Origin of the sequence: Vibrio astriarenae (genome assembly GCF_010587385.1) — a bacterium.
GTDB lineage: Bacteria > Pseudomonadota > Gammaproteobacteria > Enterobacterales > Vibrionaceae > Vibrio > Vibrio astriarenae.
The window spans coordinates 1477808-1494736 of record NZ_CP047476.1 but is presented as its reverse complement, the minus strand read 5'-3'; the positions used below and the strand labels follow the sequence as shown (position 1 = coordinate 1494736).

The following is a 16929-nucleotide window of genomic DNA, read 5'->3' as shown; positions in this document are numbered from 1 at the left end:
GCATATGGAATAATGAATATTCCATATGGAATAATAAGCTGCTCTAAAATTTCGCACCAATTTAAGTTTCGGCTTTCTATCACTCTACACGCTAAAACTGCGAAGACAGTAAGCACTCAAGCCGATGAACTAGTCAACAATACAGCCAATTGAGGTTCCATGAAGTTTCGTACCAAAGTCATCGCTGCTGCTTCCGTTGTTAGCGCGCTGTCGCTTACTCTGCTTTCATCCATCAGCTACAGCTCACTAAAAGAAGAAGTTGAGCAAGCGAACTCGACCATTATCGACGTGTCACTTGAGCAAGTTGCCGATACGTTGAGCACTAGTATGGAAGGTAAGTTTGCCATCTCGAATTACCTAACTGAACTCGCCGCAACATCCACTCGTGACGAAGCGTACAACATTTTTAACCAGGCCTCCCTACGTGATGTCTTCGTTACCGCAGGTATTGGCTATGAAGGAGATGGTGCGATTGTTCACAATGATTCGAGCTGGACACCACCAAGCTCTTGGGACTCAAGAACTCGTCCTTGGTATATCGATGCCAAAACACTCCGCCAACGTGCAATTACAGATCCTTATGTCGACGAAGGCACCGGCAATATCTTAGTTTCTATTTCTCAGCCAGTGTACCGCTCAGGCTCGATGTATGGTGTCACTTTTTATGATGTTGATCTATCAAGTTTGTCTGACATCGTAAATGAAGCGGATATCCCTCACAGCACGCTGTTTATTGTAGATGACAAAGGCACCATTATTGGCCACCCAAATGAGCGCCTAAAAGGACAACCTCTAAATAGCTATATTGCGAATGCAGAGATCAGCACAGAGCTCACCACCATCGATATGAATGGCAGCAGTTACTACCTAGATTTTGACGTTGTACCTAACACTAACTGGTACGTTGGTATGCTTATCGATTACGACAAAACCAACATGCCTTTAGTAGAGATGCGTAATAGCTCGATCATGACAGCAGTCATTCTGGTTACCCTCTCTTTAAGTATCTTTTTGTACGTGACCACCTTACTGCTTCGCCCAATTAACGAGTTGAGTGAAGCGATGAAAAGCGTGGCAAGTGGTGACGGCGATCTAACAAAACGCCTTGATACCAACACCGATGAAGAGTTCAGCTTACTTGCTAAGAACTTTAATAGCTTTGTAGCGGCAATTCAAAACCTGATCAAAGAGAGCCAAGAGACGGCGAAAAACGTTACCTCTGTATCAGAGGCAACTCATGTTGCTGCCAATGACTCTCGACAGCTACTAAACACCCAAGTACAAGAGGTTGAGCAACTGGCAACAGCGATGAATGAAATGTCGACGACCTGTTCACTGGTTGCGGAAAATGCGCAAAACGCAGCGCAAGCGGCCCAAGCGGCAGATGCTTCTTCAGAAGAAGGTACGAATATCGTTTCAACAACCTCTGATTCGATTCAAACGTTAGCGCATCAAATGGAACAAGCCTCGAATACCGTGCGCCAGCTAGAATCATCAACCGAGAACATCGAATCAATTGTTGGCGTCATCAATGGTATTGCTGATCAAACCAACTTATTGGCATTGAACGCGGCGATCGAAGCCGCTCGCGCAGGTGAGTCCGGGCGCGGATTTGCTGTTGTTGCTGATGAGGTTCGTACACTGGCGCAGCGTACAACAGAGTCGACCACTGAAATTCGCAACATGATTGAGCATGTGCAAGCCGGTGCGAATACAGCGGCGTCTGCGATGTCACAAAGCCACAACCTAGCAATCGAAACAGTGGAGCAAGCGCATGCGGCGAACCAGTCACTAGTGAGCATTAAAGAAGCGATTTCGCAAATCACGGAGATGAACATCCAGATCGCTTCAGCCGCTGAAGAGCAAAGTCTCGTTGCGGAAGAGATCAATGGCAACACTGTGAATATCAAAGACCTTTCTAGTCAGGTCTCTGAACGTTCACAAGAAACATCTAGCCTAGTTGATGAGCAAACACGCCTAGTGGAACAGCAATCTGCATCACTTAACAAGTTCGTTGTTTAAATCAGAACGAGCAACTTAAAAAGACCCACAAAAAGAGGACTCCAAATTTGGGGTCCTCTTTTTTACTTTAACAATGAGCAACTAGCCTTGATGTGATAAGCAGTTATAGTCACCAAAACAGCAACTGTGCGCAAACCATCAACACCTGCCCGATAATCTATCGGTTTTCCCTGCATGTTTATTCCCTATTCACTCTCTCAATACTTAAGCGATCTATAATCAACTTTTGAACTAAGCATATCCCTATATTTCTTTGACTATGGCCTGAATTTTGACTGAAAAGCTGAGGCTAAGGCTGAAATCAAAAAAAGAAATGTAATGCACATTTTAAATCCAGTGACCGGAGCGTGATAAAAGTTACATCACCTTTAATGACTCGTTTGTACGCCGTAAAATACCCACTTTTTTGCATGACTTAGGTCACATCTTTTTTTTTCGTAACCCTCTTTGAGATTAACTGCTGCTAACCTCGGGCGCACTTTGAATGAATCAAGGTGATAACTATAAGGAGTGTTCTCGATGAATACCAAGCAACCAATGTCGCTTACTGGCCGTGTAATCCTGGGGATGGTTACCGGTATTCTTACTGGATTTTTTATTCAATCTTTTCTGGCTGATGTCAGCTTCGTTCACGAATACTTAGTGAATGGCCTATTTGAAGTAGGTGGTCAAATCTTTATCTCCAGCTTACAAATGCTGGTTGTGCCACTGATTTTCGTTTCTCTTGTTTGCGGTACAAGCTCTCTACAAGATATTACTACCCTTGGCCGTATGGGTGGTAAAACGCTTGGCTTCTACTTAGTCACAACCGCAGTCGCCATTACTCTAGCTTTGACAATGGGAACCTTGTTCCAACCTGGAGCAGGTGCTGACCTAACAGCAGCAGCTAGCTTCCAATCAGCTGAAGCACCCTCTCTTGGCCAAGTGATCATCAATATGTTCCCTAAGAACCCGATCGCTTCAATGGCACAAGGCAATACTCTGCAAATTATTGTATTCGCCATTTTATTCGGTATTGCTATTAGTGCTGCTGGAGAAGCAGGTAAACGCATCGCGAACGTATTCTCTGACCTCAATGAAGTGATCATGAAGCTGGTTGCGCTATTGATGAACATCGCACCGTTCGGCGTGTTCTTCTTGATGGCGAAGCTGTTCTCAGGTCTAGGCCTAGGCGCTATTTGGAGCCTTGGTGGCTACTTCCTAGTGTTGACAGGTACATTGTTACTGCACGGTTTCGTCACCTATGGCGTACTATTGAAAGGTCTTACTGGTCTAAACCCAGTGATCTTCCTACGCAAGATGGAAGACGCGATCATGTTCGCATTCTCGACAGCATCTTCAAATGCGACGATTCCAGTCACACTAGAAACAGTGAAAAACCGCTTAGGTGTTAAAAACCGCGTCGCTTCATTCACTGTTCCTCTAGGTGCAACTGTGAACATGGATGGCACAGCTATCATGCAAGGTGTCGCGACGGCGTTTATCGCTCAAGCATTCAATATTGACCTAACGATGGGTGACTACCTTGCTGTTATCCTAACCGCTACCCTAGCATCGGTGGGTACTGCAGGTGTCCCAGGTGTTGGTCTAATCATGCTGGCAATGGTACTTAACCAAGTAGGTCTGCCTCTAGAAGGTATTGCCCTAATCATGGGTGTTGACCGTCTGCTGGATATGATCCGCACCGCTGTAAACATCACGGGTGATAGTGCAGCATCGGTTATTGTTGCTAACTCTGAAGGCGCGCTGGATAAAGAGCGCTTCAATGACCCGCTAGCGGGCGAAAAAGAAGAAGAGGTTCACTTTGTTCCTGCAGAAGAGAACAAGTAAGTAACCTAGCAATAAAAAGAGCCCTAAGGTCCCCAGCCTTAGGGCTTCTTATTAGAGTTCGGTCAATTATTGATTAACAAAAGCTTCAATCTCACCTAGAGCCATATTTCCCGCCTTATCTAACTCTAAGCGGATATACCGAACACCACTCTCAGGCATATCTCCGATGGCAAATTCAAATAACTGCGCTTCACCTAGTGACTCAAAATGAAGAGACTCTTGTGACCATGCAGTGTTTCTATCACTATCTAACAAGCTAATCGTTGCACCATTGATCGTATTTGAGTCATACTTATTTCGATTGGTCAGTAGTAGTTGATCGATTTTAACTGATTGCTCCAAATCGATTTCTAACCAATGGCTATACCCCCACTTGGTATGATAGTAAGTACCCACATCCCCATCATTGATCTTACTCATAGAGTGTTTGTCACTGTGTTCTGATGAGGCTGAAACAGGCTTACCCAAAGCAACATTCAATCCCTCTATTTTCATACCATTCCAACGTGTGGAGCCATCGATAGGCAGTGTTTCATGCATGAGTGAATCACAGTATTGATCATTCTCGTAGCGGTAGTACTGGTCAGAATCCGCTTGAGAAACACCAAACGTTGCGATTTGATTCTTGGCTGCCTCGGTGACCGTCAGGCCCCAGCTCTCCATTACAGGAGTAAAGTCCAAGCCCGATGCATACGCTATCATTATCGCTAACCAATCATTTTGACTCAGTGCTTTTGCTTCTTCTCTAGCGAAGCTGCTTAAACCAATCTTGTCACGATACTGCACCCAAATGTCATCGTTCTTAATCGCCTCTTCGTACTCACGAAGTAATATGTGTAGACGAGGGTATAGATGCCAACCATTTTGCAGCAGCCCCCGCTCTTCAACTTGCATCATCATCTGCAAATAAAGTGCAGGTCCTGTGCGCCAGTTGCTGCCTAAGTTTAAACTCGCCATATAAGCTGAAGGATCATCTTGATTGAATGCCTCTTGCAAATAAGCAAAGTAATCATCACTATTTAAATTTTGGCAACTAGTTGATTTTCCCGTGTTCGCACGGAACATAGACTTGCTGTAATAAGAGTAAAAGTTAGTCGCGCTGTGCCCGGTAAAGCCTGTAAAGCGCAGTCGACTCTTTTCTAACCCATGCCCTAACTCATGAATATCACCATGACCAACAGGATCAAACGACCAAAACGCATCATAAGGGTTTCCTGAACAGCCGGAGCCACACGTGGCTTGGTCAGCATTCATGTGTTTCGCGTAATGCTGCGTTCGGACGTCCAATTCTTTTGACTTCGCCCAGTCGATGATTTCTGGGACCTCAGCAATACCTGGACCTTGGAAACCTGCCAGCACGTGCGGATAATTGTGGGTATATGTTTCAATGGCATCAATCAGCTCATTGCCATTATCAAATGCCGGATTCGCCATGGTGATGCCCATCTTCATTGCTGTTGAATGCACTTCAAAATGATCGGTCGAAATCTCAGCCCAATCGAACTCATTTTTACTGAGTGCTTCCTCAAAATAACGACTATCTCCCCAACCCGGGTAATGTGCGTGCTCACCAACGTTAGAAAATAGCAACGCTATCGGAGCCTCTTTGGTTCCCGACATTTCGACTTGGATTGGACCACCATAAGGAGTCGTAAATTGGATCGTTTCACCAGGTTCAATTGCAATGGCTGTGGAGCGCAAGAATTTTGGACGCTTGTAACCGTTCTGGTCAAACTCTTTGGTTGAGCCGCTGCGTTGCGTATTGACAAAAATCTTCGCTTCGATATCACTCGACCTGTCTTGGCGTGTAACCGTAACCGTCTGGCCAGGAAGGGCATAGGCGCCCGTAGACTTAAAACCACCATGATTAACAAGTTCGACACCTTTGTTGTCTGGGAATATATGACTAAAGTCACTGCGACTAAAGTTGCCCAGATCAGGTTGCGCTGGTGTATTGGTTCGATAATTATGAATCACATGATCAGCAAAATAAGCCTGTAAGAATGCTAAAGTTTCGGTCGTGTCATAACTCATTGGGTAGACGATGCTTTGGCGATAATCATCGGCTAATTGAATGATTTCTCTTTGGTAAGCAGGTAGATCACTCTCAAAGATATTGACTTTATTACTATCCAATTGATTTACCCAGCTGCGGATGTCGTCAACTCCTTGCTTGAATTCCACCTGATAAGCATCACTGCTGCAAGAGCCTTGGCATTCTGCAATATCGAAGCTAAAACTATTGTCTCGTAGATGTGTCAGCAGCTGATAAGTGGGAGCAATACTTGTGTCGATAACGTCATAATCTGCACTAGGGTCGTAGCTATTTAGTCCCGTTTTTGCCCAATAATTTTTGCTTACTGAGCGAATAGCATAGTGTTCAAAAATAGGTATGCTTAGCTCATTTTTATCTCTGTAGTGATTCGTAAACAACAGTGGTATACCCAAAGCTTCGGCTCTTTCTACCTGCTCGTAAACCGCGTCTAAATCATCTTCACTGTTATAGTGACTCGACAGGATCAGCAAGTCTGTATCAGCATCAATACATGAACTCAGTGCTTGCCCATCACAACTAAATGCCCCCTCATTAAAAGTAACGCTTTCACCAAACTCCTCAACTAACCACTCTTTGAGTTTACTGTCTTCTTTAAACCAATAGCTTTCATCATGATGGGCAATAACAACATTTATTTTGTCTGCGAGAATTTCTTGTCTGCTTTTACCAATAAGCCAATCAAAGGCATTACTGTAGAACGACCAAAAATCGTCATTCACCTCAAAGTCGAATCTTGCTATATTTTGCGGACTCGTCGCTAGGAATAAGTAACGTTGGTTATTATTTTCACCAATGATACCGACACTGTTATTTACTTTACCGTTACCAAAAGAGTAGTTACCCGGCAATATGGAGTAATTGACGCCATAGGTTGCAGCAAAGTTGACTGAATCATGACTCGGGTTCCAGGTAATGTTATCTAGGCTGCTCCCATCCTCTTTAGCCAGACCACCTTCGGTTAAATTAAATAGATTTCGCTTAATTAATTGAAAATTATAGTGATGTTCTTCAATCCCTAGTATTGCATTGAGCAGATGAGTATTTTCTTTTGCACCAGAGGTGCTTTGTGCTGGTAAAGCAACAAGCGCACTAAGCGCGATCGTACTTAGCGACATGACGTTTAATGATTTCATGAGACACCCTTTATTTATTAGAATATAAACTTCCTTTTCACTTAGGAAGTACAAAAACCTTAGGATTAGTTATGTATATATTCCAGGAAAATTAATTCTAATTGAACTAAAGTATCAAATTACAGCAAAAACCATTACCGACATGAATATTTAAATCAAATTTAATACCCAGGGCAAATATAAATATAAGCATATTTAATGTTATATAAAGTGATTGATTTAAATTGCCACCCTCAATCTAACATTGCAGTTTAGAAACATCTTTTTGACTCATTCGTCACACTTGAGCAACCGCAAAATGATTAGACTAGAGAGGTTGTCCCTGTCTCGCCATGGAGGAATCAATGAAGGCAGCTGCACTTACTTTGCTATCTCTACTCGGTTTGATGTCTGCGCCTGCGTGGGCAGCAACGTCAAGCACCCCATTAGACTTAACTCACTCTACTGTGGGCTATCTCTGCCTCATTATCTTTGGTCTGGCCTACACACTGGTCATGCTTGAGGAGGTATTGCAGTTAAGAAAATCCAAGCCAGTCTTGCTTGCTGCGGGTTTAATATGGGCAATTCTTGGTTACGTCTACACCCAACATGGCATAGCTGAACAAGCGCATGCGGCATTGGAGCACAATCTTTTAGAGTATGCAGAGCTGATGCTCTTTCTGCTTGTTGCTATGACTTATATTAACGCGATGGAAGAGAGAAACCTGTTCGATGCTTTGCAAGCTTGGATGGTGGGTAAAGGGTTCAACTTCAAAACCCTGTTTTGGCTGACAGGTGTTCTTGCCTTCTTTATCTCTCCTATCGCAGACAACCTCACAACCGCACTCTTGATGTGTGCAGTCGTGATGAAAGTCGCAGGGGACAACAAACGCTTTGTAAACATAGCCTGCATCAATATTGTTGTTGCGGCCAATGCTGGGGGGGCATTTAGCCCGTTTGGTGATATCACTACCCTCATGGTATGGCAGGCTGGGCATGTTGCCTTCACCGAATTCATACCCCTGTTTATTCCTTCTGTAGTGAATTACGTCGTGCCTGCGGTCATCATGTCGTTTTTCATTCCTAACACCCAACCGAACACTGTCCACCAGCATATTGAATTGAAGCGTGGCGCAAGACGCATTGTGGGTCTGTTTATCTTAACCATCGCGACCGCGGTTGCTTTCCATGCTGTGCTTCACTTCCCGCCTGTCGTAGGCATGATGATGGGTCTGGCTTACCTACAGTTCTTCGGCTTCTATCTACGCAAAACTCTGCGTGCGTCACTTACCAAAAAAGCCGCGCTTGCGATAGCTAACCGTGATGACTATGCACTAAAACGTTTAGGTAGCGTTGTTCCCTTTGATGTATTTAGACGTGTCTCGCATGCCGAGTGGGACACACTCCTGTTCTTCTATGGCGTCGTGATGTGTGTCGGCGGTTTGAGTCTGCTTGGCTATCTGGGCTTAGCGTCAGAGATCATGTACACCCAGTGGGATCCGATCTGGGCTAACGTGATGGTGGGGATCTTGTCAGCCATCGTGGATAACATTCCAGTGATGTTCGCCGTGTTAACCATGGACCCTGCGTTATCAATGGGTAACTGGCTGCTTGTTACGCTCACTGCGGGTGTAGGTGGTAGCTTGCTATCCATAGGCTCGGCGGCAGGTGTCGCACTAATGGGAGCAGCCCATGGTCAATATACGTTCTTTGGTCACTTGAAATGGGCGCCAGTGATAGGGCTTGGGTATGTGGCGAGTATTTTGATTCATTTGTGGTTGAATGCGGGGTTATTCTAGGCAAAAAGATTGGAGTACAGAATACAGAGGCGTTCGAATTCCGCTCTTTCTGTACTCTGTATTCTTCTTTCCTTCCCTACTCCGGCTCAACCCGCCCTGCTTGCTGTAATGTATAAGCCGTCAGCGGATCAATATCCCTCACCAACTCACACACTTGATTGATCGCTTCAACCGAGGAGCTGCCCTTACGGTAGCTCAAATAAATCGGGCGATACCAGTCTTCACTATTATCGACTCGGTGAAGTTGACCAGTTTCTAGGAAGGGTTTTACCAGTGAGTACGGCAGGTAAGCACTTCCTTGCTTATCCAAAATGAAGTCAAGTGCAATACGCGCAGTTGAGGTTCTTAGTAGCGGCGGGGCGGCTTTGCCGTGACGCTCAACATGCTCAGAGCCAAATTTCGTACCCCAATCGACATAAACGTAACCATTGTTAAACACCGTTTCAACGCTCTGTGGCGAGGTCGAAACCAAGACCAAAACTAAGTCTGCCACTTTTATGCACTCAAGCTCGTCCGCCTTAATTTGATCAAAGGCAAACGCCATATCTAGCGTGCGCTCCAGCAAATGTCGGTTTAACGCTTCGCGGTTGAGCACTTCAGCCATGAAGCCATACCCAGAAAAGGATTCTGTCACCACACTTAAACAGTTTTGCAGGTAGGCATCCCATATGTTGGGAGTACCACCCATTGTCAATTGCAAGGCTTGACCACTTTCCAACGATAGCTCCAGCTTGGCCTGTTGTAGCGTAGAAACCATCACCTCAGCATAACTCACTAGCCTTTCGCCTGCCGAAGTCAGCTTGATGTTGTTGCGATCTCGAGTGAACAGCTGTGTATCAAAATAGCTCTCAAGCTGTTTGATACGCGCGCTAACGGCAGCTTGCGTGATATAGAGATTCTCTGATGCTTTACCAAAATGCTTGGTGCGAGCCACTTCAAGAAAGGTACGAAAGACTTTTACATCCATTTATGAATCCTGCAATACAAATGACATCTTATTCCAACAGATTATATACCCAGAGCAGAGGGAACAAGAGAGAAAAAATGACGCTAAACATCGGATTATTGCTAATCGTCACGACAAAAACAATTTAGTTCTCTTTTCCACGCTTTACGAATATGTTTGCGAGGCACCACGGCACAAATAACAAGAAGTCGGGTGCCGCAGTTTGTTGAGTCTAACTCCTAACCCTGAACCCTACATCGAGGTCATCATGTCTGAAACACACTTTCGCTACGGCAGAAAACGTTTTTATGACAACATCAAGTTCCCACGCGGCTTTGCAAAATCTGGCGATTTTACGCTAGCTGAAGAAGAACTGTTGATTCAATTTGGCGACACTATGCTTGCTCTAGAATTAGGTGAGCTGACACCCGACAATAGCGAAGAGAAACACTTCATGAAGGTGCTAGCAAATCCACTGAAAGCAAAATCGAAGTTGGAGCGTACTTGGCTTAAGTACACTCAATTGGCTCGCGGTCGCAAACGATTCCATACTCTAAACGGCTCACGACGTGGCAGTGTGGTTGATACGAGCGATGAGTTTGACGCGGTGTTAGAAGACGAATAACTACCTACAGCTTTGCGGCTCCGTCATACCATGATGACGGAGCTAGTTTCCAGCACTAACCTACTTAGAAAACCATGCTACTCAGAAAACAAGCTATTTAGAAAGCAGTGCGACTTTCTTCAAGAAGCTCTCTTTGAGGTGAGCCTGGTCATACGACATGTGGTAAGTATTGTGAAATCCAATACTGAGCTCCACGCCGTTCCCTCTTAAGTAGATGTTGTATCCATCGTAATCAGATATGGCTTCCACACCCTCGTAAATCATTCCATCTTCCGTTGGCGTACCATTCGCCATGATTCGCTCATACGCATGAAGAATTTTGGTTGAATCCAGTTCATTTTTCATCGTGCTACCTCCGAGTCAGACTCGGTTGTGAACCTTATTTAAGTATGGTCTAAATCAGAAGCAAAGGTGTGAATCCAAGCAGGTTTTGCGGCTCTTTTGCCCTCCACTTCCCTTTCTCTCTTTCTTACCTCAAACCACATCAACACGATCAATTTAAAATTCAAATAGAAACATTTGCTTACATTCACCATCGACAACTATAGTTATTACACAAATCCAAGGTCCTAACAATGAAGCCCCTTGGTTCAAACTAAAATTTGTGTCGTCAGACTTACAAGGTTGTCATGGATAAGAATCGTCTATTGGTGCTGTATGCCCACCCTGCTCAGCACCGCTCTGAAGCTAATCGCCCACTGTTTGAAGTAGCTCACAAAATGCCTGGTGTCACCACCGTGGATCTTTATGCCGAGTATCCAAAGTTCAACATCAATATTGATCTTGAGCAGCAACGGCTGCTGGATCACGATATGATCATCTTCCACTTCCCTCTCTATTGGTACTCCACACCCGCTATTTTGAAAGAGTGGCAAGATCTGGTACTAGAGTATGGCTTTGCTTACGGAAAAGATGGCACGGCATTAAAGGACAAAATTTTACTGTGTGCGCTCACTGCCGGCGGTAAAAAAGAGGCTTACCACGCTGATGGTTACAACCACTTCACGATCAGAGAACTACTTCAGCCTATCGAGCAAATGGCACGTTTAACACATATGCGCTACCTACCGCCCTTTGCCTTGTTCGGTTCCAGAACGGCGTTGGAAGAAAAGCGAGTCGAGAAACATACAGCGCTCTACGAACAACTTCTCGAACTACTATTAGACGACAAAATCCAACTAGAAGATGTCGAGCAACTAGAAACACTTAACGCCTTAGTGATGCAGCTTAGCGAGGAGAAACCAGTATGACCGGATTATTCTTACAGGCTTTCATCTACCTGATCGCCGCTGTTATCGCGGTACCGATTGCTAAACGCCTAGGTTTGGGTTCGGTACTGGGCTATCTCATTGCGGGTGTCGTCATCGGTCCTGTCATTGGCCTAGTCGGTGAAGAAACCACGACCATTCAACACTTTGCCGAGTTTGGCGTCGTGATGATGCTGTTTCTGGTCGGTCTTGAGCTAGAGCCAAAAATGCTTTGGGCGATGCGTAATCGCCTCATCGGCTTAGGCGGATTACAGGTCGGTGGTACAGCAGCTATCGTCACGGGTATCGCCATGGCGTTGGGTCAACCCTGGACAATCGCCCTCACCATAGGTCTGATTTTCGCCTTGTCATCGACCGCTATCGTGTTGCAGACCTTTAATGAAAAGGGGCTCACCAAAACCGAAGGCGGTAAAAACGCCTTTTCTGTTCTGCTGTTCCAAGATATCGCTGTGATACCGATGCTGGCGTTCATTCCTTTGCTTGCACTACCAGAACTCATTGAGGCAGCTCAATCGGCTGCCACCCATGCGGCGGAACATCACGATGAGCTATCACTGGTGGCTGATTTGCCCGGCTGGGCATACGGTCTGGTTATTATAGGCTCTATCGTTGGGGTCGTCGTCGGTGGACACTTCCTGAGTCGTCCACTGTTTCGCTTTGTTGCTGACTCGGGACTGCGCGAAATCTTCACCGCGACGGCTCTCATGCTCGTCATCGGTATCGCAGCTTTAATGAGCCTCGTCGGCCTCTCACCCGCCCTGGGTACCTTCCTTGCAGGCGTGGTATTAGCGAACAGTGAGTTTCGCCATGAACTCGAGTCCAATATTGAGCCGTTTAAAGGGTTGTTACTCGGCTTGTTCTTCATCACGGTAGGCGCAGGGATCGACTTCTCTATCCTGTTTGGTGAGTTTACTACCATCATGTCACTCACCCTTGGCGTGATGATTCTAAAAGCAGCAGTGTTGTTTGCATTGGCTTTGATTTTCCGTATCAAAGACAGCAACCGTTGGCTGTTTACATTGAGCCTCGCGCAAGCGGGTGAGTTTGGATTCGTATTACTGAGTTTCTCGCTCCAAAATCACGTGATCCCATTCGAGTTGGCGCAAACACTGTCTCTCGTTGTCGCGATATCGATGTTCCTCACTCCGGGGCTATTTATCCTGTTCGATAAAGTCATTCTTCCTCGGTTTGAGGAAGAGTCGAATGAACAAGAAGCCGATACGATTGATGAGCAGGGCACGGTGATCATTGCTGGTATTGGTCGATTTGGTCAGATCGTGAATCGACTGTTGATCTCCAACGGCGTCAATACAGTGGTCCTCGACCATGAAGCTGGTCAAGTGCAGAACATGCGTGATATTGGCACTAAGACCTTCTATGGTGATGCCACCCGCCCAGACCTTCTGCACACAGCTGGAATTGAGCATGCCAAGGCTCTGGTTGTCGCCATTGATGATCGTGAAAGAGCACTAGAGCTCGTGGAGTATGTTAAACATACCTACCCGAACGTCACCATAATTGCGCGCGCGTTCGACCGTGGGCATGGTTATGAGCTGAAACAGGCAGGCGCACACATCGTCGAATCAGAAACTTATCACTCTGCCCTTGAAGTTGGGGGCAAGGCACTCCATGTAGTAGGCTTTCATCCTTTTGGTGTGGAACGCAGAAAAGCCACCTACCAGCGTGTCGAGGACAAAAAGTTCGAGACTCTTTATCAAGCGTGGCAAGGCGGCTCTGAAGGTGAGCGCTATGACAACAACTATCGCGATCTGTTTATTCAAGCTGAAGAGCACTTGGTAAATGAAATGTCGAGATATTTGAGCGACAAACACTCTCACACCGAGCGCGGTTGGACACCGCCACCAAAAGGTTATGCAGACCAATTTGACGACGCCACTGATGACCAAAAGTAACCAAAAAAAACTCGCCAAACAGCTGTTCAAGATGACTTGGCCAATGCTGTTTGGCGTTTTGTCCTTAATGAGCTTTCAACTGATCGATAGCGCCTTTATCGGCCAATTGGGGGTTTTACCTCTCGCAGCACAAGGTTTCACTTTGCCAATACAGATGATCATTATTGGTCTGCAAGTGGGCTTGGGTATCGCGACGACCGCTGTGATCTCAACAGCGCTAGGTGCTCAGCAAACACGCTACGCTCAGCAACTGGGCGGGCTGATCATCGTGCTTGGCAGCGTCGGTGTTGCACTGTTTGGTGTGATTGCTTATCTACTTAGAGCGCCTATATTAGGTGCCCTGAGCGCACCTGATGACATCATGCCGATCATTGATAGCTACTGGATTTGGTGGCTAATCAGCTCTTGGACAGGGGCGGTACTCTACTTCCTTTACAGCCTTTGTCGAGCCAACGGCAACACATTGCTACCAGGAACCATGATGATGGTGACGAGCCTTTTGAACCTCATCCTCGACCCCATCTTCATCTTTACCCTAGATATGGGCATCAATGGAGCGGCGATCGCCACTATTATCGCATTTGGTATTGGCATCCTCATTGTCGCCCCAAAAGTGATCGCCAAGGAGTGGATGTGCTTTAACTGGAGTGACTTAGATATTGGTAAGAGTATTCGTTCACTCACCAATATTATGGGGCCAGCCATGATAAGCCAGCTATTACCGCCACTCTCTTCAATGCTCGCTACCAAACTGTTGGCGGGCTTTGGCACTGCCGCCGTTGCAGCATGGGCGCTGGGGTCTCGCTATGAGTTCTTTGCCATTGTCGTGGTGTTAGCACTCACTATGTCTATGCCGCCGATGATAGGGCGCATGCGCGGATCAAAAAACTATCAGGATATCCGTGAGCTGACAAAAATAGCCGCAATATTCATTATGGTTTTCCAGCTTATTATCGCCCTCATCACGTATATGATGGCAACCCCGCTCGCCCAACTGATGACCAGCGAAGAAGGTAATGTTGAGCAGATCCTAATTTGGCACCTCACCATCGTCCCGCTGAGTCTTGGTCCTCTTGGCATTTGTATGTTGATGGTCTCTAGCGCCAATGCCATCGGCAAATCCTATCGCGCGCTCACCATCTCTGCGCTTCGACTGTTTGCCTTCTTCCTGCCTAGTTTATGGATTGGAGCTCAGCTTGGAGGCATTCAAGGCCTGTTTTACGGCGCCTTTGTGGGGAATATATTCGCTGGAATTTGTGCTTGGTTTATGTATCAAAAGGCGCTCAATCAAATAGAAGCCAGCATGACTAAAATCTAACTTTCATTGATGTATATCGGCCTGTATCCGTACAGGCCTTTATCACATCTACTAACCCTATTTTGATATTTAACCGCCTCCACTCCGCCAATAAAACTGACCCACACAAAATGCCAACCTGTGCACACAGTGGTGACAAACTAGAGCTCTATCACGAAGGCAGTCGCTATAATTTCGCTGCATTCCAATTTGTAATTTCCAGGAGCTTCCATGTCTTTGCCTTTTCTCTATCATGGACAAACCACTCAGTGGGTCAGCCTTCATCACAGTAAAATCACACTCACCTTAGTCACTGACAAACATACCCCCTATCACCAAGTGCTGATTCGTCACGAACCAGACAATGAAGAACACTTTGCTGAGATGACACTCGTCGAAGAGACTGAGCATTTACGCTATTGGCAGGGAGAGTTTGAGCTGCGTCATGACCAGTCACTCAATACTTACACGTTCAAACTTATTCTCGACAAGCAGCAATATTGGTTGAGTGCCTATGGCATCACCACACGCATGCCTGGGCTAGAAAAACACTTCAAGATAAACCCAGACGAGCAGCCACCAAGCTGGGTAAAAGAGCAAGTTTTCTACCAAGTATTCCCGGACCGTTTTGCTAATGGGAAGCCGGAAATCAGCACTCAAAGCGATGAGTACAAAATTGCCGATGAGAGTAAAACCGTTGTTGCAAAAGAGTGGGGAGAACCCGTTGACGGCCATGGTGGCAATGGGGGATATGAGTTCTACGGCGGCGACCTTTATGGCGTTGAGAACAAACTCGATTATCTTCAAGAGCTTGGGATCACGACCCTGTACCTCAACCCGATTTTCGCGGCGCCAAGTAATCACCGTTATGACACGATGGATTATTACAATGTCGATTCTCACCTTGGCACCAATGAAGATTTCGCCACACTGTGTGATGGCATCCACCAGCGCGGGATGAAAGTCGTATTAGATGCCGTGTTTAACCACACCTCAACCGAACACCCTTGGTTCAATCGTTTAGGCTGGCACCAAGAAACAGGAGCCTATCAATCAAGCCAATCACGCTATCGCGACTACTACTTTTTTGAGGGTACTACCGACCAGTACATCGGTTGGAAAGGGGTAAGCAGTTTACCTGTACTCAATTTTGAAAACCAACATGTTCGCAACGCGATTTACCAATCTGAAGATTCGATCATCAAGCATTGGTTGAAACCACCCTATAGCATCGACGGCTGGCGATTTGATGTGATTCATATGCTTGGTGAGGGAGAAGGTGCGAAAAACAATGCTCACTATGTAAAAGCGTTTCGAGAATCCGCAAAAGCGGTGAACCCAGATAGCTACATCTTAGGTGAGCACTTCTTTGAAGCCACCTCATGGCTGCAGGGCGACCAAGAAGATGGTTCGATGAACTACTATGGCTTCGCACACCCACTACGGGCTTTACTCGCGAACAAAGACATCGCGCTAGATCCAATCAGCATTAACATGCTCGAGTTTCGAGACTGGCTTGCGGAAGCAAGAGCAAAAGTGCCTTGGGAAAACCAATTAGCACAACTGAATCAGTTAGATAGCCACGACACCCCACGTTTCTTTACATTGATTAATGAAAATGAGGCCCTGTTTAAGATTGCAGCCACCTTCCTATTTACTTATGTCGGAACACCTTGTCTTTACTACGGTACGGAAATTGGGATGGCGGGTGGTGCAGATCCCGATAATCGCCGCTGTATGGAGTGGGATAAGGTGGAAGAGTCAGAACTACTGTCTTTCTTTAAGGAATTGATTGAAATGCGCAAAGCTCGCCCTGCACTTCAACAGGGTAACTTCATGGAGATCTATTGTGATGAAGAGTGCTTGGTGTTTGCTAGAACTTGTAATGAGGACACTGTCATTGTTGGCATTAACCTTTCACTCAAGGATAAAGAAATCTCTCTATCTGTTGAACAGAAAGCGCTTTTAGCGCTACCTGATAACAAAATTACGCTCACAAGTATGCAGAGCCTAGTTCTATAGCCAAAAATCATCTTGGTAGGCTTGAATATTCAAGCCTAC

General features: G+C 45.9%; 11 protein-coding genes. 8 read left to right on the top strand and 3 right to left on the bottom strand.

Annotation, left to right across the window (positions count from 1 at the left end; genetic code table 11):
* The first annotated feature begins 159 nt into the window (after positions 1-159).
* Both GT360_RS20865 and GT360_RS20860 read left to right on the top strand, forming a co-directional pair.
* The gene (locus tag GT360_RS20865) at positions 160-2022 is read left to right on the top strand and encodes a methyl-accepting chemotaxis protein (RefSeq protein WP_164650855.1); all 1863 of its coding nucleotides are present in this window, start codon (positions 160-162) and stop codon (positions 2020-2022) included.
* A gap of 519 nt (positions 2023-2541) precedes the next feature.
* Positions 2542-3852 carry a dicarboxylate/amino acid:cation symporter gene (locus GT360_RS20860; RefSeq protein WP_164650854.1) on the top strand — a complete coding sequence of 437 codons (1311 nt, stop codon included), beginning with the start codon at positions 2542-2544 and terminating at the stop codon, positions 3850-3852.
* Between the two features lie 66 nt (positions 3853-3918).
* Here GT360_RS20860 and GT360_RS20855 read toward each other — a convergent pair whose 3' ends face one another.
* Positions 3919-7041, bottom strand: coding sequence for an ImpA family metalloprotease (locus GT360_RS20855; RefSeq protein ID WP_164650853.1), 3123 nt, complete (start codon positions 7039-7041; stop codon positions 3919-3921).
* 386 nt (positions 7042-7427) lie between these two features.
* Here GT360_RS20855 and nhaD point away from each other — a divergent pair, with 386 nt between their 5' ends.
* Positions 7428-8819: a sodium:proton antiporter NhaD gene (nhaD, locus tag GT360_RS20850; protein WP_420825469.1), complete on the top strand. Its 1392-nt coding sequence runs from the start codon at positions 7428-7430 to the stop codon at positions 8817-8819.
* Between the two features lie 76 nt (positions 8820-8895).
* On the opposite strand, the gene GT360_RS20845 is transcribed toward nhaD, so the two are convergent.
* Entirely contained in the window at positions 8896-9786 is an 891-nt protein-coding gene (locus GT360_RS20845) for a LysR family transcriptional regulator (protein ID WP_164650851.1), read from the bottom strand.
* Between the two features lie 247 nt (positions 9787-10033).
* Between GT360_RS20845 and GT360_RS20840 the strand changes: the two genes are divergently transcribed.
* Positions 10034-10390: a MaoP family protein gene (locus GT360_RS20840; RefSeq protein ID WP_164650850.1), complete on the top strand. Its 357-nt coding sequence runs from the start codon at positions 10034-10036 to the stop codon at positions 10388-10390.
* A gap of 93 nt (positions 10391-10483) precedes the next feature.
* Here the strand turns inward: GT360_RS20840 and GT360_RS20835 are convergent, their stop codons facing one another.
* The gene (locus GT360_RS20835; protein WP_164650849.1) at positions 10484-10735 is read right to left on the bottom strand and encodes a DUF3081 domain-containing protein; all 252 of its coding nucleotides are present in this window, start codon (positions 10733-10735) and stop codon (positions 10484-10486) included.
* Between the two features lie 284 nt (positions 10736-11019).
* Between GT360_RS20835 and GT360_RS20830 the strand changes: the two genes are divergently transcribed.
* The 4 genes from GT360_RS20830 (at position 11020) to malZ (ending at position 16890) form a co-directional block, all read left to right on the top strand.
* Positions 11020-11640, top strand: coding sequence for an NAD(P)H-dependent oxidoreductase (locus GT360_RS20830; protein WP_164650848.1), 621 nt, complete (start codon positions 11020-11022; stop codon positions 11638-11640).
* Entirely contained in the window at positions 11637-13571 is a 1935-nt protein-coding gene (locus GT360_RS20825; protein WP_164650847.1) for a monovalent cation:proton antiporter-2 (CPA2) family protein, read from the top strand. The genes GT360_RS20830 and GT360_RS20825 overlap by 4 nt, the downstream gene beginning before the upstream one ends.
* Entirely contained in the window at positions 13558-14889 is a 1332-nt protein-coding gene (locus tag GT360_RS20820; protein ID WP_164650846.1) for an MATE family efflux transporter, read from the top strand. Before GT360_RS20825 ends, GT360_RS20820 begins: the two co-directional genes overlap by 14 nt.
* A 210-nt stretch (positions 14890-15099) precedes the next feature.
* Complete coding sequence (gene malZ, locus GT360_RS20815) at positions 15100-16890, top strand: maltodextrin glucosidase (protein ID WP_164650845.1); 1791 nt, start codon at positions 15100-15102, stop codon at positions 16888-16890.
* Positions 16891-16929 lie beyond the last annotated feature (39 nt).

Coding starts and splice junctions, on each gene's coding strand:
- GT360_RS20825 (WP_164650847.1), top strand. CDS start 11,637: ATGACCGGATTATTCTTACAGGCTTTCATCTACCTGATCGCCGCTGTT.
- GT360_RS20845 (WP_164650851.1), bottom strand. CDS start 9,786: ATGGATGTAAAAGTCTTTCGTACCTTTCTTGAAGTGGCTCGCACCAAG.
- GT360_RS20830 (WP_164650848.1), top strand. CDS start 11,020: ATGGATAAGAATCGTCTATTGGTGCTGTATGCCCACCCTGCTCAGCAC.
- GT360_RS20835 (WP_164650849.1), bottom strand. CDS start 10,735: ATGAAAAATGAACTGGATTCAACCAAAATTCTTCATGCGTATGAGCGA.
- GT360_RS20865 (WP_164650855.1), top strand. CDS start 160: ATGAAGTTTCGTACCAAAGTCATCGCTGCTGCTTCCGTTGTTAGCGCG.
- GT360_RS20855 (WP_164650853.1), bottom strand. CDS start 7,041: ATGAAATCATTAAACGTCATGTCGCTAAGTACGATCGCGCTTAGTGCG.
- malZ (WP_164650845.1), top strand. CDS start 15,100: ATGTCTTTGCCTTTTCTCTATCATGGACAAACCACTCAGTGGGTCAGC.
- nhaD (WP_420825469.1), top strand. CDS start 7,428: ATGTCTGCGCCTGCGTGGGCAGCAACGTCAAGCACCCCATTAGACTTA.
- GT360_RS20840 (WP_164650850.1), top strand. CDS start 10,034: ATGTCTGAAACACACTTTCGCTACGGCAGAAAACGTTTTTATGACAAC.
- GT360_RS20860 (WP_164650854.1), top strand. CDS start 2,542: ATGAATACCAAGCAACCAATGTCGCTTACTGGCCGTGTAATCCTGGGG.
- GT360_RS20820 (WP_164650846.1), top strand. CDS start 13,558: ATGACCAAAAGTAACCAAAAAAAACTCGCCAAACAGCTGTTCAAGATG.